This window comes from Enterobacter sp. Taxon_2 (assembly GCF_058355295.1).
On sequence record NZ_CM178024.1, the window covers coordinates 4540239 to 4565173 of the forward strand.

The 24935-nt window shown below is 57.2% G+C and carries 11 protein-coding genes; 3 read left to right on the plus strand and 8 right to left on the minus strand.

Going from position 1 to position 24935, the window contains the following annotated elements:
- Position 1: 1 nt before the first annotated feature.
- Positions 2-1261 carry a tetratricopeptide repeat protein gene (locus AC4IC4_RS21670; protein ID WP_491471865.1) on the minus strand — a complete coding sequence of 420 codons (1260 nt, stop codon included), beginning with the start codon at positions 1259-1261 and terminating at the stop codon, positions 2-4.
- A 308-nt stretch (positions 1262-1569) separates the two neighbouring features.
- Here AC4IC4_RS21670 and AC4IC4_RS21675 point away from each other — a divergent pair, with 308 nt between their 5' ends.
- Complete coding sequence (locus tag AC4IC4_RS21675; protein ID WP_491471866.1) at positions 1570-4488, plus strand: transporter substrate-binding domain-containing protein; 2919 nt, start codon at positions 1570-1572, stop codon at positions 4486-4488.
- Positions 4489-4587: 99 nt separating this feature from the next.
- Here the strand turns inward: AC4IC4_RS21675 and AC4IC4_RS21680 are convergent, their stop codons facing one another.
- From AC4IC4_RS21680 to AC4IC4_RS21710, 7 genes are all read right to left on the minus strand, one after another.
- Positions 4588-5274 (minus strand): response regulator, encoded by a 687-nt coding sequence (locus tag AC4IC4_RS21680; RefSeq protein WP_491471867.1) that lies wholly within the window; start codon positions 5272-5274, stop codon positions 4588-4590.
- 49 nt (positions 5275-5323) lie between these two features.
- Positions 5324-6799 (minus strand): TolC family protein, encoded by a 1476-nt coding sequence (locus AC4IC4_RS21685; protein WP_491471868.1) that lies wholly within the window; start codon positions 6797-6799, stop codon positions 5324-5326.
- A 1-nt stretch (position 6800) separates the two neighbouring features.
- Entirely contained in the window at positions 6801-8039 is a 1239-nt protein-coding gene (locus AC4IC4_RS21690; RefSeq protein ID WP_491471869.1) for an HlyD family type I secretion periplasmic adaptor subunit, read from the minus strand.
- The gene (locus tag AC4IC4_RS21695) at positions 8036-10294 is read right to left on the minus strand and encodes a type I secretion system permease/ATPase (protein ID WP_491471870.1); all 2259 of its coding nucleotides are present in this window, start codon (positions 10292-10294) and stop codon (positions 8036-8038) included. The genes AC4IC4_RS21690 and AC4IC4_RS21695 overlap by 4 nt, the downstream gene beginning before the upstream one ends.
- 228 nt (positions 10295-10522) lie before the next feature.
- Positions 10523-11428, minus strand: coding sequence for an OmpA family protein (locus tag AC4IC4_RS21700; RefSeq protein ID WP_491471871.1), 906 nt, complete (start codon positions 11426-11428; stop codon positions 10523-10525).
- Between the two features lie 44 nt (positions 11429-11472).
- Positions 11473-17142: an Ig-like domain-containing protein gene (locus AC4IC4_RS21705; RefSeq protein ID WP_491471872.1), complete on the minus strand. Its 5670-nt coding sequence runs from the start codon at positions 17140-17142 to the stop codon at positions 11473-11475.
- An 86-nt stretch (positions 17143-17228) separates the two neighbouring features.
- Positions 17229-22133: an Ig-like domain-containing protein gene (locus AC4IC4_RS21710; protein WP_491471873.1), complete on the minus strand. Its 4905-nt coding sequence runs from the start codon at positions 22131-22133 to the stop codon at positions 17229-17231.
- A gap of 189 nt (positions 22134-22322) precedes the next feature.
- Here AC4IC4_RS21710 and AC4IC4_RS21715 point away from each other — a divergent pair, with 189 nt between their 5' ends.
- A complete protein-coding gene (locus AC4IC4_RS21715; RefSeq protein ID WP_491471874.1) occupies positions 22323-23057 on the plus strand; it encodes a LuxR C-terminal-related transcriptional regulator in 735 nt (244 codons plus the stop codon).
- A 185-nt stretch (positions 23058-23242) separates the two neighbouring features.
- Positions 23243-24892 (plus strand): alpha,alpha-trehalase, encoded by a 1650-nt coding sequence (locus tag AC4IC4_RS21720; protein WP_032648240.1) that lies wholly within the window; start codon positions 23243-23245, stop codon positions 24890-24892.
- Positions 24893-24935: the final 43 nt, after the last annotated feature.

Consider the following 24935-nt stretch of genomic DNA (forward strand, 5'->3'; position numbering starts at 1 on the left):
GTTACGCGAGCACCTCGACCTGTATCGCACCGGCGCGAAAATCGTCGGCGAGGAAGAAGGGGATAGGCAATCGCCATTGTCCCTCTCGCACCGTCGCCGCGTAGGGATAGTTCACGCCAGCAATACGCAATGCAAGAGTCTGCTTTTCACCTTCAGCATGTTCGCTCGGCCCGGCCAGCACGGTAAACCCGGCGTTGCTGCCCACATGGAAGTGTTCGGTCTTCCAGCGAATCGGTGGGTGTTCGGGCCAGGGTTGAGCATGGTGAAAGGCAAAGATCTCATCATGATTCAGAATGCTCTTTCGGACCGTGGGCCACAGCGCCACCTTGAGGAAATACTGGTCGGTGAAACGGGCACTTCCCTGGTAGCCTGCCACAAACTGACGCATCATCCCTTCCACGTTCGGCACCACACCGCCACAGCCGCCCCACATCCCGGCCAGTAACAGTTCGGTATGGGTGAAGTAGTCGCGCATATGGTGGAAATAAAACGGCGAGCGCAGCCAGGCCTCCACGCAGACCTGTTCACGCTCTGAGAGCAGGGAATCGGCGTCACGCACTAAAAATCGCTCAACCTGCGGGTCATCCATTACCAGAAAGCGCCACAGCGTCGGATAAATGCCCTTTTCCTCGCTCATATCCACCAGCGCGGCCCCCGCCTGCGCCAGCCGCTGCCAGACATGCTGTGGCACGGAGTCGTCCAGATAGACGCGGCAGCGCCAGGCCGGAAACAGATCGGCGGCAACCTCGATATTTTTAATTAAGGTTTCACAGTAGCGTGGCTGATCGCCATACAGGCTGAATGCGATGATGTTCTTTTCCGGGCAATCCCCCCGGAAAGGCGGCGGTGGCGTCTGGGGCAGCGGCCAGACGGTTCCCTGACGAAAACGCTGATCCGAGAGAGTCAACGACTCCAGACCACAGGCGCGCATTTCATCCGTTTTGCCCATATGACCGCACAATTCCGCCAGCCCATCGAGCCAGGTTTCTGACGCTTCATGACGGCGCGGCGACTGATAAATCTTGCGATAGACCTTATACGCCTGGTCATATTTTCCCGCACGCATCAGGCTCAGGGCGTAATCGCTCTGCACCGACATATTGTGCGGCAGAACGGCCAGCGCTTTTTCGCAGCAGAGGGAGGCGGCCGCATAATTCGCGACGGCCATAGCATGGCGGTACTGCTCAGCCAGAGCAGTAAATTTCTGGCGCATGGCGTGTTGTTTCGCCGCGGAAGAGTGAGAATGAAGGGTTCGGCGCATTGTTCGGGCTCAAGAGTAAATAAACGTGCGTATTATTTTCCCCCTCGCCAGTCAGGTTAGCGACAAGACCCGTCTTGATGTTCCTGCCTGTTAACATAAGTTAAGCAGCGAAAAGCAGGCGAAATAGCACGCTTATATTAGTATTGAGGTGATTGCGTCGAATTAATCACGTTCCTGAGCAGACATTACGCTTTTCGTTATTCTCAATTGCCAGAATAATAACCAAGCCTTGTCTCATAACAATACTTTTTACTTTTAACCAGAATATTACTCTCAGTACTTCATCCTCAGGAGCGTTATAAAAAGATATGCGCCACTCCCTTCGTCGTTTTTTGCTTCTGGTTTTATTTTTACTCGTGATGCCGCAGGCACACAGCGAAGAATATAAGATTCTGATGCGCACCCCCATTGAGGGCATGAATCGTTTGCCGCTCACCGATGAGCAGGCCACGCTGCTGAAGCGTTTGCAAAATTTGACGGTCGGTATTACGCGCTATGATGCGCCCCCCTTCGGTATGCGCAATATGCGCCATGAATATGAAGGACTGAGCGCCGACTATCTCGGTCTGGTCTCCTGGCAGCTTAACCTGCCAGTTAAGGTCAAACTGTACGACGCACCGGAAGAGCTGTGGCAGGCGCTTGCCCGCGGTGATATCGATCTGATCCCCTCGGTCGCCGCCTTTGACGCCAACGACGCCTTTGTCTTCTCAACGCCCTACGCCAGCGATAAACCGGTGCTGGGCATTAACGACCGGGACACCCAGCCCCTCGCTGACGATCTTGCCGACACCGACGTGGCGATGGTCAGGGACTATCTGCCCCTGACGCAGGTGAAAGCGGCGTATCCCAACGCGCGCTTTCGTCTGTTTGACAGCTATCAGGACGCGCTCAGCGCCGTGGCGTTTGGGCAGTCACGCGCCTATCTGGGCAATAGCTATTCGCTGAGCCGGAACTATTTAAACAATATTCATATCGAGCGCTTCTCCCGGCTGCCCAACCGTGAAGTCGGGTTTGCCCTGAGCCAGAATAACCCGCAGCTCAATGCCTTAATCAACGCCACTATCCGTGCGGTACCCGAAGAGGAAAAGCTGGATCTCTATCGCCGCTGGCAGCCCGATCGGGTCGATATTGCTCAGGGGACCAACGCGCTGGTCTTTACCGACCAGGAGAAAGCGTGGATCGCCCGTCATCCGGAGGTGAAGGTGCTCATCTACAGTCAGGATAACGCAGCACCGGTCTCGTTTATCGATAACAAGGGCGTACTGCGTGGCGTGGTAGCGGATCTCTTTTCCGTTGTTTCGTTGAGAACCGGATTACGCTTTAGCTTTGAGACAGGAGATACCACGGAGGAGTTAATTTCTCAGGTAGGCCATGGCCAGGCTGACATGCTCGCCTCGATCACCCCCAGCGAGGCACGACAGTCCCAGCTCCTCTTCACACGCCCCTACTTGCGCAGCGCGTTTTCCCTGACAACTTCCACGTCACGCAACGATATCCATACGCTGGCCGATCTGCGCGGCAAACGTCTGGCGGTGGTCAAAAACATTGCCGTCGAGCAGTGGGTGCGCGAGCGTTATCCGGAGATCAAAATTGTTCACGTGGGCAATGAATCACAGCTGCTCGCCAGCATCACCGATGGCGATGCCGACGCGGCGCTCGGCATTCTGGTGATGACGGATTATCAGATCTACACCAACTTTCCGGATCGGCTGAAAGTGGTGTCGATAGTCGGCGACGCCCCCGTCTGGATCTCGTTTGGCGTAGGACTGGCCAGCCCCGAACTGCAAGGTATTCTCGATAAAGTGTTGTTGAGTATCTCCCCCATTGAGATGGAGAATCTGGCTAACCGCTGGCGACCGAACGAGCTGGTGGTGGTGGACAGCTTCTGGTATCGCTATCGCGAAGTGCTGATTGCCACTGGCGTCTTCAGCGCCGTGCTGGTGCTACTGGCGCTGGGATGGGCGCTCTATTTACGTCGGCAGATCGTGCGTAAAGCCGCCCTGCGTCGGCAACTGAACGAGCAGCTCAGCCAGCTTCGCGAGATGCTGACTGAACGTGAATCGCTGCTGGCGGAGTTGAGCGAGGCGAAAGAGCGGGCCGAAGATTCTAACCGGGCAAAATCGGTCTTCCTGTCAACCATGAGCCATGAGATCCGCACCCCGATGAATGCCATAATCGGCATGCTGGACATCGTGCTGAAAAAAGGACGCCGGGGTGAACACGATCTTCAGGCGCTGGAAGTCGCTTACGACTCGGCAGAAGGCCTGGTGGGGTTGATTGGCGATATTCTCGATATCTCCCGCATCGAGGGCGGCCATCTCGATTTCAACCCGGAGCCGGTGCATTTTGGAAAACTCATCGACAATATGATGCGGGTGTTCCAGGGGGTGGCGGTTGAAAAGAATATCCGGCTGAACAAAGTCTTCCCGGCCGAGCCGCTGCATGAGGTCTATGCCGACCCGCTGCGTATTAAGCAGGTGCTCTCTAATTTGCTGAGCAACGCCATTAAGTTTACCGACCGCGGCGGCGTGACGCTGACGTTATCGCAACATGAGGAGCCCGGCACCGACAATACCCAGTTTGTCATTGAGGTACAGGATAGTGGTGTCGGTATTGATGCCAGCCAGCAGGCCGCCCTCTTCAAACCGTTCAGCCAGGCAGACAATCGCCGGGCGGGAACGGGACTGGGGCTTTATATCAGCCGTACCATTTGCGAAAGCATGAATGGCACGCTTACGCTCACCAGCGAAAAACATGCCGGGACCACGGTCAGGGCGACCTTCACTCTGCCAAACGTCGCCCGTGCCGTCACGCCCCGTCTCCAGCCTCATGCGGAAGATGAAAAATTACCGACGCTTAACGTGCTGGTGGTGGATGACAACCCTGCCAACCGTATCCTGCTGGCCAAACAGCTGGCCTGGCTGGGCCAGCACGCGCATCTGGCGGCCAGCGGCGATGAGGCGCTCAACATCTGGGCCGATACGGCGTTTGATGTGATCATCACCGATTGTAATATGCCGGGCATCAACGGCTACCAGTTGACGGCCATGTTACGTGATGCAGAGCGCGAGCAGGGCCGTGCTCCGGCATGGATTATCGGCTTTACCGCCAATGCGATGCATGAGATTAAGGAGCGGTGTTTGCAGGCGGGCATGAACGATTGTCTGTTTAAGCCGTGCTCAATTAGCGATCTTGCGACGGCGCTGCGCAACAGCAACGCATCCTGAATTTTGCCCGGCGGCGCTACGCTTGCACGTGCCGACAAAGAACACCAGACCGGGTAAGCGCAGCGCCACCCGGCAAGAAAAGCGGTTCTAAGGGGAGAGTTACAGCAGCTGGTCGTGCCAGAGGAACAGCTCCGGGTCGGTCTTCACCCCCAGCTTTCTCATCGCCGATTTCTTCTGACCGCTGACCGTTTTGCGGCTCCGTCTGAACTTCTCAGAAATCTGCAGCACCGACATCCCGGAAAGGAACAGGCGTAACACTTCCAGTTCCCGAGGAGAAAGCTCATCCAGACGGCCAATACCGTCGATGACCTGCGGTTCATCTACAACGTCGCCAGGTGCTGTCGGTTCGGAGATAAGATAAAACTCTTTCTCCATGCTTTCGGAGAGGTAGATATCCCCCCCCGCCACCTGGCGTACCGCCGCGACCACTTCCGAGGCGTCACGGCTTTTACCGATATGCCCACGCACGCCCGCCTTTAGCGCCTGACGGACAATCGCGGTATTTTCCAGCGTCGATGAAAGCAAAATTTTCAGCCAGGGGAAATTGCTCATCAGCTGTTTGATCATCGGTAATCCGTCGATGTCTTCCTCACCGAGTAAATAGTCGAGGATCAGCACATCAATACGATTGGAACGTAAGAAGTTCATCAGATCAATGCGGCTGGCAAAGCTGCCCTTCAGGTCGAAATCCGGTTCCTGGCTGAAAATAATTTCCAGCCCTTTGCGCACAATCGGATGATCGTCGAGTAAGGCGATATAGATTTTTTTTCCTGAAAATGGGTTCATCTGCACTCTCTTTCTGTGCCTGCTGCGTGGTTCATTATAAGATGGCTGATTAGGGTTTTCTCAGCCACTGCAACAATGTTCCCGCACTGGCATAACTACGAAAAATAGCAGCGTAAGCGTCAAAGCGGTTAGTGGCTTCTGCCACCTGGTTACCGTAATAATCACTTTCTGCACTCAGCACATCCAGTAGGGTTCGTCTGCCAAGGTGGTACCATTGGTCGAAGAAATCATGGCGAATACGATCGGATTCAAAAGCTAAATCATGGTACAACTCAGCGCGCTCCAGCATGCTGCGAGCATCGTGATCGGCCGCACGCACGCGGTTATCCAGATCGCGTAACTGTTTTTCAATGGTTTCTCTGCTGGCATCGGCACGACGCGCGGCGGAGAGTTCAGCGGCGCGCTGTGAACCGCCGCGGAAAATAGGCCAGCTTACGTTAACCCCGGTCTCCCAGGACTGCTCCCGCCCCAGCTCGTCACGCCCGGTACTTTTACCCACGTTCCAGGTGACCGTTGGGTATGACGCCGAACGCGCGGCATCCGCGTCCGCCAGCGCCGACGCGGTTTCCGCCTTCGCCTGGCGAATCGTCGGATGACTGTCGATGACCGCGAGTTGTGACGTCAGTTCTCCCGGCTTCAGGTTCCAGGCGGTTGCCGTTGGCAGAGGGACTTTTTTATCGCCCAGCAGGCGATTAAGAGTGATTTCAATATCGCGGGCACGCGACACTGCCGTATCCAGCGAGGATTGCGCCTGAAGCAGACGCCCCCGGGCCTGGGTCAGCTCGCTGCGACGCCCCTGGTCAACCTTCACAATCCCGTCCAGCATGGCGACCAGCTCGTTCATCCGCGCCACGTACTTTTGGCTCAGGCTGATGATCTGGCGCTGTTTGCTCAGTTCAATCAGTGAACTGCTCACCTGCCAGGCGATATCTTCCGCCTGCGCATCGACGTTATTTTTCGCCGCGTCATGCAATGCTTCCCGGCTTTTAATGGTATTACTGGTGCGGCCAAAGTCGAGCAGCGTGGTCGCCATATTGACGGTGACCGCTGGACGGCTGTCGCTGTAGCGGCGTTCACCGCCACCAAACTGATAGCTTTTGGAACGGGTGCCAACGTCAATTTGCGGCCAGCGCTGGCCTTTGGCTTCGTCCACGTTGGCTTCTGCCGCTTCCGTATTGAAATTCGCGCCACGCACTTCCGGGCTAATATTCAGCGCAGTATTGACCGCGTCATTAAACAGTTCGCGAATATCATGTTCACTGGGTACCCGGGCCGTTGAAGACGGGACCGGGGTTTCACGTTTTGGCGCAGCAATCACCTGTTTCACAGACGCCTGTTCCACCAGCGGCGCGGCGGGTGCCGGCGGCGTGGAGGCCATCACCATGCGAGATTTTACCACAGGGTCCACAGGCGAAAAGGCTAATAAGCCATCACTATTTGCTGCACTTTTGGCCGATACCAGGCAAGCCGCGGCCGTCAGCAGCGCCGCCAGGCGGCGCTGCATAAAGATTGAATCACTTTTCATATTAACGCTCGCGGAATGCTTCCTTCGCTTTGAAGATAGGTTTCAACAGGTAATCAAGAATGGTTTTTTCACCGGTGCGAATTTCAACCGTGGCAATCATGCCGGGAATAATCGGCAGGGATTTACCGCCCGCCGTCAGCGTGCTGGTGTCGGTTAAGACCATCACCCGGTAGTAGGTATCGTCAGGGCGACCGGCAGCGGCTTTGGCGTCGTCCTTCAGCGTATCCGGGCTGACGAGAGAAACGTGCCCTTTCAGGCCGCCATAGATGCCGAAATCGTACGCGGTGATCTTCACCATCGCCGGTAACCCGGCATGCAGGAAGGCCACGTCAGACGGTTTGATTTTCCCCTCCACCAGCAGTTGATCTTCCAGCGGCACGATTTCCATAATGTGCTCACCAGGCTGGATAACGCCGCCGATGGTGGTCACACGTACGTTTTTTACCGTGCCTTTTACCAGCGCGGTGATGGTGGTCCGGCTCACCACGTCGGCACGCCCGGTCAGGCTCTCCTGTGCCTGCACCAGATCCAGCTCCTGGCGAATCAGCTCGGCGTTAGCATCTGACTGGTAGCGGTTGCGGCGTTCGACAATCTGCGATTGCAGGTCATTGGCCTGACGGCGCATGCGCAGCAGTTCCACTTCAGAAAGTAAGCCGCGCGCGGCCAGCGGCTCGGACATGGCAATCTCGTTCTGCGCCAGGCGGTAGCTTTTTTCTAACGACGCGACGCCCTCTTCCAGCGCCTGTTTGCGGCTGTTATAGGCATGCGTTTCCAGCTCCACTTCTGACGGGTACTGCTTCACGCGGTCGCTGAAGGTCAGCGGCAGACCATAGGCTTCGGCACGCAGACGATCGACAGTGGCCTCAAGGGCGATCACTTTACGCAGCGTCTCCTGATAGCTGGACTGGGCGCGGGTCGGGTCAATTTTCAGCAGCACCTGTCCCGGCTCGACGATGTCGCCTTCACGCACGTTCATCTCTTCAAGGATCCCGCCCTCCAGGCTCTGAATGACCTGCTCGCGGCTCTTGGAGACAATTTTGGCGTCTCCTTTGGTGATCTCTTCCACTTTCGCGAAATGCGCCCAGATCAGAAAACCGCAGAAGACGACGAGTATAAGCCACAGCACCAGCCGCGATTTTGGCGTGGTCTGGGAGAATAACGCCTCCTGAATGTCACTCATCCAGGCGGCGTCGCGCGCCGAGAGGGCTTTTTGTTGGGTGTTACGTTTAAAGAATGTCATGCGCTCGCCTCCACGGGCTGTTTTGCTGGCGTGGCTTTCGCAGGGGAACTGTCATTAGCCGGTGCGCCGTTCAGGGCGGCCAGCACCTGTTGTTTCGGCCCATCGGCCACGATTTTGCCGTCATCAACCACCACCAGGCGATCCACCAGCGCCAGCAGCGACGGTCGATGGGTCACCACCACCAGCGTGTGCCCGGCCGTTGCGACTTTCAGGTGTTGTAAGAAAAGGGCTTCCGTCTGGGAGTCCATCGCGCTGGTGGGTTCATCCAGCAACAGCAGATTTGGTCTCGCCAGCAGCGTACGAGCCAGTGACACCAGCTGACGCTGACCGCCGGAAAGACTGTTCCCCTGCTCGCCCACCGGCATGTGGATCCCGCGAGGATGGCGCGCGGCAATCTGATCCAGCCCGGTCAGGCGCAGCACGTGCAGGAATTCATCAGAGGAGGCGTTCTGACGGCCAATCATGATGTTTTCACGCAGGGTGCCGTAAAACAGGCGCGCTTCCTGGCCGACAAAGCCCACGTTGTTACGCCAGTCAGAAGGCTCAATCTGGTTCACATCCAGCCCGCTGCTGAAAAGTTGCCCTTTCACCGGGGTATAGAGACGCGCAATGATGCGCAGCAGGGTCGATTTGCCGCTGCCGATTTTGCCCACGATCGCCACACGCTCACCCGGCTTAATCGTCAGGTTGACGCCTTTCAGGATCTCCGGGTTAGGCTGCATCGGCGGTGCCGGGTAGGAGAAGGTCACCCCTTTCAGCTCAATATCGCCGTTCAGCTCAGGCTGTTTGATATAGTCGATCTCGCTGCTGCGGTCGGTCGGATGCTCCATCAGCCTGTTCAGTGACGACAGGGCTGCCTTCGCCTGCTGAAAACGCACGGCCAGACCAATCACCTGGCTTAATGGCGCGGTCACGCGGCCAGCCAGCATCACGGTACCGATCAGCGCGCCCTGGGTCAGGTGACCGGCATCAATCAGGTATACTCCGGTCACAATCAGCAGCACCGTCTGCAGTTGCTGCAGGAAGCTCACCGAGTTCATAGCCAGCGTCGAGTAGTGTTTGGACGCCGCAGCGCTGGAGGACTGCATGGCGCTGAATTTCTGCCAGCGGCTCTGCATCCAGGATTCACCGCCCACGGACTTCAGGGTTTCCATCCCCTCAATGGATTCAATCAATACGCCCTGCTTTAACGAGGCTTCCTGCAGGCTGGCTTTCATGACTTTTGCCAGCGGCCACTGGATCAGCAGACTCACCACCAGAATCATGGGCAACATCAGCATTGGGATGATGGCCAGCGAACCGCCGATGGCAAAAATAATGCCGATAAACAGCAGCACAAACGGCAGATCGGCAATCGCCGCAAGGGTGGCGGAGGAGACAAAGTCGCGGACGGATTCAAACTCGCGCAGCTGGTTGGCAAACGAGCCGGATGAAGCCGGTTTATGCTCCATTTTGACCGCCAGCGACTGGCGAAAAAGAATGCTGCCGACAATCAGGTCTGCCTTTTTTCCGGCGGTATCGAGCAGATGCGCCCGCACCGTACGGGTGACGGCCTCAAAGACCATCGCCACCAGAACCCCAATGGCCAGCGACCACAGGGTGGTAAATGCCTGGTTAGGGATAACACGGTCGTAGACGTTCATGGTAAAGAAGACCGACGCCAGCGCCAGGACGTTGACCAGCACCGAGGCCAGCGCGGCGCTGCGGTAGTAGCTACGGTAGCGCCACAGGGTGCTGAACAGCCAGTGGCCCTTCGGCGGTGGCGGCGCGATGTCGCTGACCCGGCTGTCGATGCGCGCCGTCGGCTTTGCCGCAATGGCATAGCCGACATACAGCTCGCTGAGCGCCTCATGGTTTAGCTCAACCGGCTCGTCACCCACTTCCGGCATGATCAGAGAGTAAAACAGGTCCCATTTATCGTCGGCATTTTTACGACGCTCACGCGCCAGCAGTACCATACCGCCCGCGCCTTTGCGCAGCAGGATCATGGGGAATACCTGCTCGGGCAGTTCAGCGCTGTTACGCTTGATGAGCCCCCCGGTGATACCGGCGTTTTTGAGCGCATCAAGCGCTAAAGAGGGTGTGAGGATTTGTTCAACAGGCAGACCAGCCAGCAGGACATCGTCGCTTTTACCCAGACCATAATGCTCCGACAGCCAGGCAATGCTTCGGAGTAAGGAGTCGTCATTCAGTCGGGTATCACGGGCGGTGGCGTGCAGCTGTTCCTCCTGGGTATTGGCCATTGAGGATTCCATATTTCGCGTGTTCCTGGTTATTAAAACTCATTAAAATCAAAAAGATGAATTAACTTCTTGCAGTGAATTAGGAATATTCTGTCACGCGGAATGGTCTTGCCTTAATGAGACCTGTCTCAATGGACCTGCTTATTTTTTGACACGAAAAAGGAATGGGTGGGAAAATGCTTTCCATAAAGCAGGCCGGGTAAGCGAAACACCACCCGGCATAAATAGCTGAAAAATAAATTATTTTTGTGCTGACGCACTCACATCCTGACCACCGCTGACACGCACCACCACACGACGGTTAGGCGCATTGCAGGCAATCAGGGCTTGTTTATCGGACGCCGCGCAGTCGTTCACCACCGGCTCATCGCTGCCCACGCTTGAGGCGCTCATCAGGCGAGCCGGAAGGCCATTCTCCGCCAGCATGGTACGTACGGTCTGCGCACGCTTCAGGCCAAGGGCGTAGTTGCTGCGATCGCTGCCAATGGCGTCCGTGTGGCCGATCACCTGGATCTGCTTCAACTCTACGTTTTCACGTTCGATCGTCGACACCAGATCTTTAACGGCCTGACGGCCCTGGGCTGAAACCCCTTTCGCACCAGACTGACCAAAGCGGAACATCACATCGCCGGAGAGAGTGTAGTCTTTGTACTGCGGCGCGAGATTCTTACAGGCCTCTACGCTTGAAGCGCGGGACAGCACGTGGGTCTGCTCGCGCAAGCCCACCAGATCTTTTTCCGCCTGCTCGCGGGTGCGCGCTTCCGGCACCGCGTTCATCGTGTGGCTGACGCGAACAAAGTAGGTCTGGCCGCCGCTCATCTCAACGTTATAACCCTGCTCCTTGCCGCGGTACTGTGGCGCATCGTTCTGATACGCGCCCAAATTGTGCTTGCCCGGCGCCAGGCAGAACGTGGTAAAGCCACCCGGCAGCAGCGCGTCGTGGAATTCGTTATCGACATAAATATGCGCTGCGCCGCCCGCCGTATTGCTGGCATCACGGTAGTAAACCACCTGGGTTTGCGTCTGGCCGACAGGTGCAACGGGTTGATACGTCTTACCAAAGTTTTCCGCCGCCAGCGCCGGGTGAATTATCAATGCGGAGGAGGTAAACAGCGCCGCGAATAAAGAGGTCTTGAAAAAAGTCATAAATCCTCCACGGGCCCCCTCTCGGGGGCCCGGAAAAGTTTTAGTTAGTGATTATTCACGTTGACGGTGACGCCGGTCTGTACCAGCAGCTCCACGTCGTGGTTTTCCATGTGGTACACCTGGTATTCCACGCCGGAGACCTTGACGTTACCTGCGTTGGTCCAGTTACCCGGATCGCTGTTGTCAGGCAGCAGATCGTTCAGGTTCACCACATCGCCTTTATTCCCCTGCACCATCAGCTGCTTGTTGCCATCAGCGATGAACAGGTCTTTTTCAGCGTGGGTCAGCACGTCGTTCAGACTGATATTCAGCTTGTCCTGCTTGCTGTTCGTCAGGTCAATGGTCTTGTGCTGGAGGTTATCCAGGTTGATCTCATGACCGTTCAGCGTGCTTACAGCGTGGTTGCTGTCGTCATGCTGCTCTTCGGTGTTCATCATCATGCTTCTGGATGCAGAGCGTGAGGTGTTAACCGTCCAGCGAACGTCATCAATCATGTACTGATCGGTGTTGATCGTGTTACCGCCACCCGACAGACCACTGCTGGCACCGCGTCCCATACTGAAAACAATATTGCCGATCTCACGTCCCGCAGGTGCGGTAGCCGTGAAGGTGGCTTCTCCCGACGGCAGATATCCAGATGTAATCACCTTTCCTGCGGTATCGTAGACAACGTAAGTTGACTTCACGACGCTTGATTGCACGGCATCATTCGCACCGGAAATCGCCATGCTCACCGCATTCACTCCATCAAAATGCATGGTGATATCACCTGTCAGCGCCAGCTTACGGCTATTCCCCGTGCCCCACTGATAAATGGAACCACCGTAGCCAGGGTAATAGTTATCGCTTAACGTAAACTTCAGGCCACTCGCCAGCGTCACCAGCCCCTTACCGTAGGTCTGTGGCGTCAATGCGTTAAAGTCCTCAAAGCCGCTGCTTTTCGGTGAAACAACCGTCAGGCTACGCGAAACGCCCGCGCTCTTGTTACCCGCCTGGTCAATCGAGAACACGCTAAACGTATGGTTACCCAAGGGCAGCGCTGGCGGCGTAAAGCTCCAGTTGCCGTTCGTGGCGACAGTGCTGTACGTGGTGCCATTCACAGCGATATAGACCGTGCTGCCTGCTTCTGCCGTGCCGTTTAACGTTGGCGTGCTGTCATCCGTTTTGCCCAGGTTAGCAACGTTACCCGTTTCATTCCCGACGTTATCCATCACGCTGGTAATGGTCGGTGCGGCGTTAACCGTATCGACAACCACATAATGCTGGTTGCCCAGTGCACTGGTGTTACCCGCCAGATCGGTCTGTTTGGCGCGGAAATACCAGGTGCCATCCTGCAGCGCCTTCGGAATTTCCAGGCTCCAGGTTCCATCGGCTTTAGCCGTGGTGGTGTACACGAGGTTGTTGCTACTCCAGCCCTGGTTACCCAGCGCCAGCACAATCTCAATCTTCGCACCCGGCTCTGCGCCATTACCGGTAATGGTCGGACGGTTGTCGTTCGTACGCTCCCCGTCAACCAGGTTACCGACTTTACCGCCCGCCACGTTATCAGAGATAACGGTGACATTCGGCGCGGCCACCACGGTATCCACGGTAATCGCGAAGTTCGTCGAGTTCACCGAACGGTTTCCGGCTTTATCAATCGAGTAGGCCTGGAAGTTATACGTCTGGTTATAGTTGGTCGTAACCGGGAATGACCATTGACCATTCGTACCCGCCGTCGTCGACCCGTACACCGCGCCGTTGGCCGGGTTGGTGATATACACCACGCTGCCCGCTTCCGCCGTACCGCGTAAATCCAGCGTTCTGTCGTTAGTGACGCCGCCGTTACCCACCAGACCGTTATACACGCCACCCTGAACGTCATCCCAGGAACCGGTGATCACCGGCGCAGCATTGACCGTATCCACCGTAATCGCGAAGTTCGTCGAGTTCACCGAACGGTTTCCGGCTTTATCAATCGAGTAGGCCTGGAAGTTATACGTCTGGTTATAGTTGGTCGTGATTGGGAATGACCATTGACCATTCGTACCCGCCGTGGCCGACCCATACACCGCGCCGTTGGCCGGGTTGGTGATATACACCACACTGCCCGCTTCCGCCGTGCCGCGTAAATCCAGCGTTCTGTCGTTGGTAACGCCGCCGTTACCCACCAGACCGTTATACACACCGCCCTGCACGTCATCCCAGGAACCGGTGATCACCGGCGCGGCATTGACCGTATCCACGTTCAGTGAGTAGGTCGCCGATTTTTCTGAGACGTTGCCCAGATCGTCCTTGGCAATGGTATAGAACATGTGCGGACGGCCTTCCGCCGTGTTCGCGACCGCACGCTCCCAGCTCCATTTGCCGTCCGGACCGGCTTTTACCGTATCCAGCACCGCGTTGTTATACGCGTTGTAGATGTAGACGATGCTGTTCGCTTCCGCTGTCCCACGCAGCTCCATATTCGCGTCGTTGGTCAGCCCACCGTTCGGTACCAGTGCCTTGTAGATGCCGCCTTCTACGTCATCGTACGCGCCCAGGATGACCGGTGTTTTCGACTGAGTATCCACTTCCAGACCATAATGGTTGGACTCACCGGAGACGTTGCCCGCCTTATCCTGCGCCGTCACGTAGAAATCGTGTTTCGCATCGGACAGCACCGGCGAGGTCCATTTCCACTCGCCATTCGCGTCGGCATAGACCGAGGCAATCGGCTCTTTATTGCCGGGAACGTAGATTTTCACCAGGCTGTCTTTCTCAGCGGTACCACGCAGCTCCGGCGTCGCGTCGCGTGAACGGCTACCGTCGACAATCAGCGTGCCCGTATCGTCATACATGCCCTTGATCGTTGGCGCATCCGGCGCCTGAGTATCGATGGTGATATTCCACGGTGCCGTTGGGGCACTCTTCACGCCTGTCGGGCTCTGGAATACCGCCGTCAGGGAGAGAGATGTGCCGTTGTTCTGCTGCGGCAGAGTAAAGTTCCAGGTGTTCGCTGGCCCTACGGTGACAGAGTCAATCAGTCGGTCGCCATCGTAAATAAAGACCACATCACCCGCCACGCCCTTACCGTACAGGGTCGGCGTGGTGTCATCCGTCACCGCCGGGTTGGCCAGGTCACCCTGCACCAGACCCACGTCGTCCGCGACGCGATCCAGCGAACCTGTCGGGATACGGGTATCCAGCGTCAGCTCGAACGGCGCGGTTTGCGCGCTCTCACCTGCGCCTGCATCTTCGCTGGCGGTGATCTTATAGGTCGCATCCGCCGTCAGCGCCGGGCTGATGGTGTACTGCCATTCACCGGTCACGGCGTCAGCGCGTACGCTGTCGACAAATTTGCCATCAACATACACCTTCACCAGGGCGCCAGCCGTCGCACGGCCCACCACGGTTGGGGTCGTGTCATCGGTATGGCTACCGCTACCCAGGTTGCCGGTAAAGTCACCCTGATCGTCCACCACGTGGCTGATGGACACGCCGTTGTGGCTGGTGTCCACAATAAAGTGGATAGGGTCAGAAGCCGGACCGACGTTCCCCGCTTTATCTTCAATCGCGACTTTCCAGGTGTAGTCGCCGTCCGCCAGCGCAGGCGCCGGGGTGTAGCTCCAGTTACCTTTCTCGTCTACCGGCACGCGCACGGTGGTACCGTTACCCAGATCGATGATCGCAGTGCCGTTCGCTTCACCCTTGCCACGGTAGGTTGGGGTGTTGTCATCGGTGGTGTCGCCATTAGCGATGAGGCCCGGGGTGCCGAAGTCGTCCCACAGCTCAATGTCCGTAGGTGCCAGCGGATCAACCGAATCGACAATAATCACCCACTCACCGGTTTCCGGGCTGCGGTTACCTGTTCTGTCTTCGGCCACCGCGCGGAAGCGGTGCTCGCCCTGCGCCAGATCGGTATCAAAATCAATGGTCCAGCGGCCGCCCGTCACCACGGCGCTGCCGATCGGGTTCGGGTTAGTGCCATCGTACAGATAGACCGTAGTGCCATCCTGAGCGGTACCGGTAATGGTTGGGCGCGCGTCGTTGGTGATACCGCCGTTCTGTACCGTCCCCACATGCGCGTCAACGTCGTCGATCACGTCAGTGATGGCCGGCGCAGTTGGAATACCGCCCGCCAGCAGATCAAACGAGAAGGTGTCAGACGGCTCGGAGCGCAGCCCCGCTTTGTCCTGGGCGACAACGCTCACGTCGTAATGACCGTTCGCCAGGCCCAGCGATGGCGTCCAGGTCCAGACCCCGGTAGCGGCATCAGCGGTCACAGAGTCAACGGTTTTCCCGTTCACGATGATGTAAACCAGACTGCCCTTCTCGGCGGTACCGGTGAAGTCTGGGGTGCTGTCGTCCGTGATACCGCCGTTAGCGATATTGCCGGTTTGCTGACCTGCATCGTCATACACGGTATCAATTGTCGGTTTCGCTGGCGGCTGCGTGTCCACGATAAAACCGATCGGATCGGACGGATCGCTGGCGTTACCTGCAGGATCGCTGATCACCACCACGGCTTGATGCTCACCGTCTTTCAGTGGGTTTTCCGGGGTCACTTCCCATTTACCGTCGTCGCCCACGGTAGTGGTACCGACCACTTCATCGTCAACAATCAGCTCAACGATATCACCAGGCACGGCGCCTTCGCCGCTGAATACCGGTTGCGTGTCATCGGTGGTGTCACCGTTGTGAATCGGGCCGACAACCGGCCCCTGGTCGTCTTCCACGTCACCAATGATCGGTTTGTTCGGTGCTTCGGTATCGATCACCAGCTTCCACGGTGCCGTCGGTGCGCTTTCCACACCGGTCGGGCCACGGAAGACCACGCTGACGTCCAGCGCCGTGCCGTTCGTCTGCTCAGGCAGGGTATATTCCCAGCTGCCGTCAGGGCGAACGGTGACAGAATCAATGATGTCGCTGCCGTTGCGCACGAACACGATATCACCCGGACGGCCGGTACCGTGCAGGGTTGGCGTGGTGTCATCGGTGACGCCCGGGTTCGCCAGGTCGCCCTGATAGCGACCTTCGTTGTCTTCAATACGGTCCAGCGAACCGGTCGGGATAACGGTGTCAATAGCCAGCAGGAACGGACGCGTCGGCGCAGGGATTTCGCCCGGACCGCTATATTCACCTGCGGTGATTTCGTAGGTTTTACCCGATTCCAGTGCAGGTTTGATTTCGATGGCCCACTCGCCGGTTACCGGATCAGCAGTCTTCGAGCCAACAGGTTCGCCATCAACGTACAGCGTGACCAGCGAGCCCGGCGTCGCCGTCCCCACGATAACCGGGTTCACGTCATCCGTGCTGCTGCCACTTGCCAGCGGATTAGTCAACGGGCCGGTGTTATCTTCAGCGTGGCTGATGGATACCGCATTCCCCTCGGTATCAATGACAAAGCTGATTGGCGCGGTAGAGGGACCACGGTTGCCCTGAGCGTCTTCCAGGGCGACGGACCAGGAATAGGAGCCGTCCGCCAGCGCAGGCGCAGGCGTCCAGCTCCAGGTACCGGATGAGTTCACGGGTACGCGAACGGTCTGACCGCCACCGAGGTCGATCACTGCCGTCATGCCCGGCTCACCCTTACCGCTGAAGGTTGGGGTGTTATCTTCGCTCGGATCGCCGTTGTGGATTTCACGCGGGAACTGGTAGTCGTTCCACAGTAAAACGTCTGTCGGCAGCGGTGGCAATGTCGCCATTGCGGCGATATTTTCGGTATTGTTGTTAGAAGCAATGGTCTTTTTCATACAATTTTCCAAATGAATTCTGTTTATGTTCTGGTCAAAAACTCTCTGGAGGTTCCGGTGAAGGAACCTCTCGTTCCTGGTATCAATTAATGGTTCTGCAGCGTGACCGTGACCCCCATCTGAACGAGGATCTCGGTATTCAGGCTATCCATCTGGTAAGACTGATACTCCACTCCTCCAACATTCACCGTCCCGCCATCGGTCCAGTTCCCCGGGTCCATACCGTTCGGCAGCAGGTCGCTCAGATTTACCGTGTCGCCCGCGTCGCCCTTCACCATCATTTGGTTGAAGTCGTTGTCGTGGAACAGGTTCTGCGTGGCGTTTTCCAGCACATCGCCCGCGCTCAGCGTCAGGGTGTTGTTGCCTGTTCCCGTAATGTCGAACACTTCCACCGACTGAACAGGGTGCGTCAGCGCACTCAGGTCGAGATGCTGATCCGCCCCCAGCAGCTTCAGCGTGTCGGTTCCTTCTCCGCCCTGAATCACCGCGCTGGTCAGGCTGGCCACGTCCGCAACCTGATACAGGTTGTCCGCCGCGTCGCCGTACCAGACATCGCCCTGGTTATCCGCCAGGAATTCACCCGGGGTGACGGTTTTCGCCGTATTGCTCACCACCAGGTTATCGATGCTGAAACCAAACCCGGAGCTGGTCGCCTGTTCCTCGTGATGAATCTCCATCCGGTAAACCGGCGTATCATCCGGGCTGGTGAATGACACCGGGACGTTACGGTTGCTGATGAAAGCACTCACCGGCTTCGAGCCAATCACATCACCGTTGACGTCGTAGAACGTCACCACCGTCGACGGGCCGGCAAAGCGCGGGTTGAAATCGAAATCGATCGTTTTGGCACCGTACTGGAAGTCGACAAACATGCTGGCTGCCATCCCGGTATCCGTAGAGGTGCTGTACAGATACAGGCTGTCGGTGTTGCCCGCGCTAATAACCTGCTTGTTGAACTCATAATCCGCCGTGCCGGTATCGGGTGTGTGAGAGAAACGCATCCCGTGCACCCATGCGCCTGCCTTAATGTCCGCGAACTCCGTATCGTCTTCGAAGCTGTTGGTACTGGTGAACGCGCTGGTGCGGTAGCTGGAGCTGTTACCCGCCGCGTCAACAATCGCCGCGCCAACCGGAATATCGGTGTAGCCGCCCGGTGGCAGACTCAGGGTCACGTTGCCGTTGGCAATGTCTTCCGCCGTCAGCTTATGGGTCACGGTGATGTCGCCGCTCTTCACCAGCACGGTGTCGCCCTCGACAATCCCGCTGCCCGGCAGCGTCACCGTCACGTCGTTACCGCTGCGCACCACGTCAGTCGGTTCATCCGGTGCCACCTGATCCAGCACCACTTTCTTGAAGGACTCGGTGTAGTTGCCGGCGGCATCAACCACGCGGGTCAGCACCGTCCAGTCCGCGCTGTGGGCCTGCCCGTCAACAAACGCCCATTTGTCGCCGTCAACCATCGCTTCAAGCCAGGTTTTCCCGCCGTCAGTGGAGACCAGCACCCTGCCGCCCGCTTCCAGCGGCGCGGAGAGATAGCCGCTGACCAGAGCACCGGCCTGACCATTGTTAGTAATAAAGTCGCTGCCGTTGACGCCGGAGTCATGGGTCATCGCATCCACCACCGCACTGCTTACCGGCGCTTCGGTATCAATGGTGATTTTCCACTCCGCGGACGGCGCGCTTCTCACGCCGGTCGGGCTCTGGAAAACCGTGGTCAGGGACAGCTCCGTGCCGTTGTTCTGTGCCGGCAGGGTGTAGTTCCAGGAACCATCCGGACCGACGGTAACGGTGTTGATCAGCGTGGTACCGTCGTAAATAAAGACGGTATCGCCCACCACGCCTTTCCCGTGCAGGGTTGGCGTGGTGTCATCGGTCACGGCCGGGTTACCCAGGTCGCCCTGCACCAGACCTACGTCATCCGATACGCTATCAAACGAGCCTGCCGGTACGCGGGTATCCAGCGTCAGTTCAAACGGTGCGGTCTGCGCGCCATCACCGGTGCCGGTATTTTCACTGGCGGTGATCTGGTACGTCCCGTCAGCGGTCAGCGCCGGATTAAAGGTGTATTTCCACTCACCGGTCATCGGGTTCGCGATCACGCTGTCGACAAATTTACCGTCCAGATACACTTTCACTTCCGCGCCTGGCGTCGCGCGGCCCACAACGGTAGGCGTCGTGTCATCGGTGTGGCTACCACTGGCCAGATTGCCTTTCAACTCTCCTTCATCATCCACCACGTGGCTGATGGAGACGCCGTTATGGCTGGTATCGACGATAAAGTGGATAGGGTCAGAAGCTGGCCCCACGTTCCCCGCCTTATCTTCAATCGAGACTTTCCAGGTGTAGTCGCCGTCCGCCAGCGCAGGCGCCGGGGTATAGCTCCAGTTGCCTTTGTCATCTACCGGCACGCGCACGGTAGTGCCGTTACCCAGATCGATGATCGCGGTACCGTCTGGCTCACCCTTACCGCGGTAGGTTGGGGTGTTGTCGTCGGTGGTGTCGTTGTCCGCAATAATGCCCGGCGTACCGAAGTCGTCCCACAGCTCAATATCCGTAGCCGCCAGTGGCTTAACGGAGTCAACGTTAATTACCCATTCGCCGGTTTCCGGGCTGCGGTTGCCAACGGCATTTTCCGCTACTGCACGGAAGCGGTGCTCGCCCTGCGCCAGCGGGGTGTCGAAATCAATAGTCCAGGTGCCATCCTTGACCACAGCGCTGCCGATCGGCGTCGGATTCGTGCCGTCGTACAGGTAAACCGTGGTCCCGTCCTGACCGGTACCGGTGATGGTCGGTTTGTCATCGTTAGTGATACCGCCCTGCTGCACGGTGCCGAGATAGGCATCGACATCATCGATGACGTCCGTGATAGCCGGAGCTGTCGGAATACCGCCCGCCACCAGGTCAAACGAAAACGCATCGGATGGTTCGGAACGCAGGCCAGCCTTGTCCTCTGCAATCACTTTCACGTCATAGTGACCGTTGGTCAGCGCCGGAGAGGGTGTCCAGGTCCATTGACCGGTTGGATCAGCCGTAACGGAATCCACTTCTTTACCGTTAACAATGATGCGTACCACGCTGTTTTTCTCAGCGGTACCGGTAAAGGTCGGCGTGCTGTCATCGGTGATATCACCGTTAGCCAGATTGCCCGTTTTCAGGCCTGCATCGTCAAACACGCTATCAATCGTCGGTTTAACAGGTGGTGTGGTGTCAACGATAAAACCGATCGGATCGGACGGATCGCTGGCGTTACCGACAGGATCGACGATAACCACTACCGCTTCATGATCGCCTTCCGGCAACGGTTTCTCCGGGGTCACTTCCCATTTGCCGTCATCGCCGACAATCGCCGTACCCACCACTTCATCGTCAATAATCAGACGCACGGTGTCGCCTGGCGTACCATTGTCGCCACTGAATACCGGCTGGGTGTCGTCGGTGGTATCACCGTCGTGAATCGGACCAATAACCGGCCCGACGTCGTCCTCTACGTCACCAATAACGGGTTTAGCCGGTGCGTCCAGATCGACGATGAACTTAAAGTCATCAGACGGTTCACCCGCATGACCATCAGGATCGGTGATCACCACCTTCCCGACATGTTCACCTTTCGGTAACGGGTTATCCGGGGTGACCGCCCATTTGCCGTCATCACCCACGATCGCCGTCCCTACCAGTTCGTCGTCAACGATCAACCTGACGATATCGCCAGGCGTTGCGCCTTCGCCACGGAACGTCGGCTGCGTATCATCCGTCGCGCCGCCGTTTTGAATAGGCCCCACAACAGTGCCGACGTCGTCTTCCACGACGCCAATAATCGGTTTTTCCGGTACAACGATAAATTCAAAGTCGTCAGAAGGGACGCTCTCGTTGCCAGCGGGATCGGTGATCACCACTTTCCCGACGTGATCGCCTTCCGGCAGCGGTTTCTCCGGGGTCACTTCCCATTTGCCGTCTTCACCCACAATGCCGGTTCCCACGACGTTATCGTCAACAATCAGCTTAACGGTATCGCCAGGCGTGGCACCTTCGCCGCGGAACACCGGCTGTTTGTCATCGGTATTATCGCCGTTATGAATCGGGCCGGTTTTTGCGCCAACGTCGTCTTCCACTTCGCCGATCACAGGTTTAGCGGGGGCTTCCAGATCTACGGTGAAATCAAAAGAATCGCTCGGCGCGCTGGTGCGGCCATCCGGGTCTTTACCGATCAGCACAATGCTGTGGTCGCCGTGCGCCAGCGGGGTCTCGGGCGTCCAGGTCCATTTGCCGTCAGCGCCCACTCGGGTTTCGCCGAGCTTGACGTTGTTTTCCCAAAACTCAACGATATCGCCCGGTTTGCCTTTGCCGCTAAACGTTGGCGTGGCGTCATCGGTTACGCCGTTTTGCGGGATCGAGCCGGTTTTGGTGCCATAATCGTCATGCACGTCGGTCAGTTCTGGGGTCGTAACGGGGGCTTTGCGGCTACCGCCATTATCATCGTCACGGTTATGACGAATAATGGCGCCAAGGCCTACAAGCGCACCAATCCCCGCTAACGCACCCAGCGCCAGCAGAGCAGGAGAGAACGCGGTGCCCGCAACGGCCAGGCCGTCCAGGCTCGCAATCGCGCCCGTACCCAGCGCCTGAGCGGAGGATTCACCATCCAGCAGAAAGGCGGCTTTGTGGTCGTCGTCGCCGTCAGTGGCAATATATTCATGCCATTGACCATCTTCGCCCTTACCGACCAACTCGCCTGGGTTGTCGAAATAGTCTTCAATGATCAGCTGCGGCTGATCCTCGTCAGTGCCTTCCAGCATGACGAACAGGTCTTTGCCTACGCGTTTCAGCGTAATGTTTTCTGGCGCGACGCCATTTTCTCCTTCAGCAAGAATGTATTTTGCATGCGGGATAGCTTTGATTTTGACAGCACTGCCAACTTTTTCACTGCGCAGAACGTCAGCTTTGACAATCGTATCCTTATCAACGACTGCAATATTTACTGGCTTGAGACTCATTCGCTAAATTCTCATGTAAATAATCGATCTGTGTCTGCGCAATGCGTCAGACGCACTTCCATACGGGATACATTCCCTGGCTGACGCTATCTTCCCGGCTGGCCAGTGTTGGCTTAATAAGACCTGTCGCAAACCGGTCTTATATGTCTCAGGGGGGAGGGAAATGGGGGCGAAAGGGGCTATAACCTGATGGCATCAGGGCGTCAGAAAATAATGGCAAAGATAAAGACAAGTCTTAGCCAACTTTTTTTAGCGCAGATGGAAAATGACATCTTTGTCACCCAATCAGGACAATCAGGAATGTCAGATAAAAAAGTCATTCTCATGGATGCCAGTTCATTGCTCCGGACAGGCATCCAGGGGTTATTAGCAGAACACGGTTATCAGACTGCGGCACAATTCCTCACGATTGAGGCGATGCAAAGCGCGTTGCCAACGTTACATGCTGACCTGATTATCATGGAGCACCTGCAACAGAGCCCCGACGTTTTCTCTCATCTGGTACAAATAAGAAAATCCTATCCTGATATTAAGATTCTTATTCTGTCGTCTTCCTCCAGCGACTTTCATATTCAGTTGAGCCGGCGGGCCGGTGTGGCTGGATATATAAATAAAAACAGCTCACTGGATAAAATTATCACCACCGTTAACAAGATCACCTCCGGGGGATATTGCTATGGTGCTGAGTTGTGGCAACACCACGCCCGATATCCCCGGGATGCATCGCTGCTATTATCCCTGTCCCATATTGATATTTGTATTTTGCGTTATATTTCTGCTGGCTACAGTAACCAGATTATCGCCTCGCTGTTGAATATGAATAATAAAAAGGTAAGCGCGTATAAGCAGCGCATCATGGCAAAATTCAAGATAACCCGTCTGGCGGAACTGGTGGATCTGGCAAAACGGAATTATCTGTACTGAACGCCGGAAGAGGCCCGGACGGCGGTATGTTCGGGCTTAATGACATAAATCGTTGCAAAACGAATGCTCCGAAAATAGTGATCTACCGCACATATTCCTCCCCCTCTACCGAAGCGAATGTCTACGCTTATAAGACGCCCGGATAAACCTGTCTTTTGAACACACAACCGGAGGTCCCTATCACCATGTTCAACCAGAAACTACAGGCTACCGAGAACATCGAATTCGAGATTGCAGAAGAGCTGCGCTACGAGACCGATCCCTGCGAGTTGAAACTGGATGAAATGATTGAGGCGGAGCCGGAACCCGAGATGATCGAGGGGCTACCCGCCTCCGATGCGTTGACGCCCGCAGACCGCTATCTTGAACTGTTCGAGCATGTGCAGTCGACGCGGCTGTTTGCCGACAGTAAAACCTTCCCCGACTGCGCGCCGAAGATGGATCCGCTGGATATCCTGATCCGCTACCGGAAGGTCAGACGCCACCGGGATTTCGACCTGCGCCAGTTTGTGGAGAACCACTTCTGGATGCCGGAAACGTACGGCACAGAATATGTCTCCGACCCGGGACTCTCCCTGAAGGAGCACATTGATAACCTGTGGCCGGTGCTGACGCGCGAGCCGCAGGATCATATTCCCTGGTCTTCCCTGCTGGCGCTGCCGCAGGCCTATATCGTTCCCGGCGGGCGATTCAGCGAGACCTACTACTGGGATTCCTATTTCTCCATGCTGGGGCTGGCGGAGAGCGGTCGTAACGACCTGCTGAAGTGCATGGCGGACAACTTCGCCTGGCTGATTGAACGCTACGGGCATATCCCCAACGGCAACCGTACCTATTATCTCAGCCGCTCCCAGCCGCCGGTCTTTGCGCTGATGGTGGAGCTGTTCGAGGAGGACGGCGTGCGCGGTGCGAAACGCTATCTGGATCACCTCAAAATGGAGTACGCCTTCTGGATGGACGGCGCGGAGTCGCTGCTGCTTAACCAGGCCTACCGCAGCGCCGTGCGCATGCCGGACGGTTCACTGCTAAACCGCTACTGGGACGACCGTGATACCCCGCGCGACGAATCGTGGATCGAGGACGTGGAAACTGCCCGCCACTCGGGGCGACCGCCAAACGAGGTCTATCGCGATCTGCGGGCGGGGGCGGCGTCCGGCTGGGATTATTCGTCCCGCTGGCTGCGCGATCCGTCGCGGCTCGCCAGCATCCGCACGACGCAGTTTATCCCCATCGACCTGAACGCCTTCCTGTTCAAGCTGGAAAGCGCGATCGCCAACATCTCGGCGTCGAAAGGGGACAAAGAGACGGCCGACCTGTTCCGCCAGAAAGCCAGCGATCGCCGCGCGGCGGTGAACCGCTATCTGTGGGACGAGGAGAGCGGCTGTTACCGCGATTACGACTGGCGGCGCGAAGAGCTGGCGCTGTTTTCTGCCGCCAGCATCGTGCCGCTGTATGTCGGCATGGCGACCCACGAGCAGGCCGAGCGCCTGTCGGATGCGGTCAAGGCACGACTGCTCACGCCGGGCGGGATTCTGGCGACCGAGTACGAAACCGGCGAGCAGTGGGATAAACCCAACGGCTGGGCGCCGCTGCAGTGGATGGCGATTCAGGGGTTCAAGCAGTACGGCAACGATTCGCTGGGAGATGAAATCGCCTGGAGCTGGCTGCATACGGTGAACCATTTTTATCAGACGCACCATAAGCTGATTGAGAAGTACCACATCGCCAGCAGCACGCCGCGCGAAGGGGGCGGGGGCGAGTATCCGCTGCAGGATGGTTTCGGCTGGACGAACGGCGTGGTGCGGCGGCTGATTGGGTTGTATGGGGAGCCTTGAGTGAGGTGCGGTCTGGCGCCCTCACCCCGGCCCTCTCCCACAG

Excerpts from the sequence above, each read along its gene's own strand:
- AC4IC4_RS21705 (WP_491471872.1), bottom strand. The coding sequence starts at position 17,142 with ATGAAAAAGACCATTGCTTCTAACAACAATACCGAAAATATCGCCGCA.
- AC4IC4_RS21685 (WP_491471868.1), bottom strand. The coding sequence starts at position 6,799 with ATGAAAAGTGATTCAATCTTTATGCAGCGCCGCCTGGCGGCGCTGCTG.
- AC4IC4_RS21680 (WP_491471867.1), bottom strand. The coding sequence starts at position 5,274 with ATGAACCCATTTTCAGGAAAAAAAATCTATATCGCCTTACTCGACGAT.
- AC4IC4_RS21695 (WP_491471870.1), bottom strand. The coding sequence starts at position 10,294 with ATGGAATCCTCAATGGCCAATACCCAGGAGGAACAGCTGCACGCCACC.
- AC4IC4_RS21720 (WP_032648240.1), top strand. The coding sequence starts at position 23,243 with ATGTTCAACCAGAAACTACAGGCTACCGAGAACATCGAATTCGAGATT.
- AC4IC4_RS21710 (WP_491471873.1), bottom strand. The coding sequence starts at position 22,133 with ATGAGTCTCAAGCCAGTAAATATTGCAGTCGTTGATAAGGATACGATT.
- AC4IC4_RS21700 (WP_491471871.1), bottom strand. The coding sequence starts at position 11,428 with ATGACTTTTTTCAAGACCTCTTTATTCGCGGCGCTGTTTACCTCCTCC.
- AC4IC4_RS21715 (WP_491471874.1), top strand. The coding sequence starts at position 22,323 with ATGGCATCAGGGCGTCAGAAAATAATGGCAAAGATAAAGACAAGTCTT.
- AC4IC4_RS21675 (WP_491471866.1), top strand. The coding sequence starts at position 1,570 with ATGCGCCACTCCCTTCGTCGTTTTTTGCTTCTGGTTTTATTTTTACTC.
- AC4IC4_RS21670 (WP_491471865.1), bottom strand. The coding sequence starts at position 1,261 with ATGCGCCGAACCCTTCATTCTCACTCTTCCGCGGCGAAACAACACGCC.
- AC4IC4_RS21690 (WP_491471869.1), bottom strand. The coding sequence starts at position 8,039 with ATGACATTCTTTAAACGTAACACCCAACAAAAAGCCCTCTCGGCGCGC.